At 51.9% G+C, this 414-nt stretch carries 4 tRNA genes; all 4 read right to left on the reverse strand.

Annotated elements, in window-relative coordinates:
- Positions 1–13: 13 nt before the first annotated feature.
- Positions 14–72: transfer RNA gene (locus AB4Z30_RS30055), tRNA-Arg, on the reverse strand.
- Positions 73–86: 14 nt separating this feature from the next.
- A tRNA-Gly gene (locus AB4Z30_RS30060) sits at positions 87–161 on the reverse strand.
- Positions 162–170: 9 nt separating this feature from the next.
- Positions 171–258: transfer RNA gene (locus AB4Z30_RS30065), tRNA-Leu, on the reverse strand.
- Between the two features lie 12 nt (positions 259–270).
- Positions 271–343 (reverse strand) — tRNA-Lys (locus AB4Z30_RS30070).
- Positions 344–414 lie beyond the last annotated feature (71 nt).

Consider the following 414-nt stretch of genomic DNA (forward strand, 5'->3'; position numbering starts at 1 on the left):
TGAGAGATTCGAATGAGAGATTCGAACTCCCGGCCTTTTGATTCGTAGTCAAACGCTCTATCCAGCTGAGCTAAGGGCGCAAATATTGGAGCGGAAGACGGGAATCGAACCCGCGACCCTCGCCTTGGCAAGGCGATGCTCTACCGCTGAGCCACTTCCGCAAAATAATATGGTGCGGTCGAGAGGACTCGAACCTCCACGGGGGGTTAGCCCACACGGACCTGAACCGTGCGCGTCTGCCAATTCCGCCACGACCGCAAAATATGAAAGTGAGTCATGAAGGATTCGAACCTTCGACACCCTGATTAAAAGTCAGGTGCTCTACCAACTGAGCTAATGACTCATAGTAAATGGCTGGGGATATAGGATTTGAACCTATGCATGACGGAGTCAAAGTCCGTTGCCTTACCGCTT

The sequence above is a fragment of the Paenibacillus sp. 2TAF8 genome, from assembly GCF_052114825.1.
Taxonomy (GTDB): domain Bacteria; phylum Bacillota; class Bacilli; order Paenibacillales; family Paenibacillaceae; genus Paenibacillus.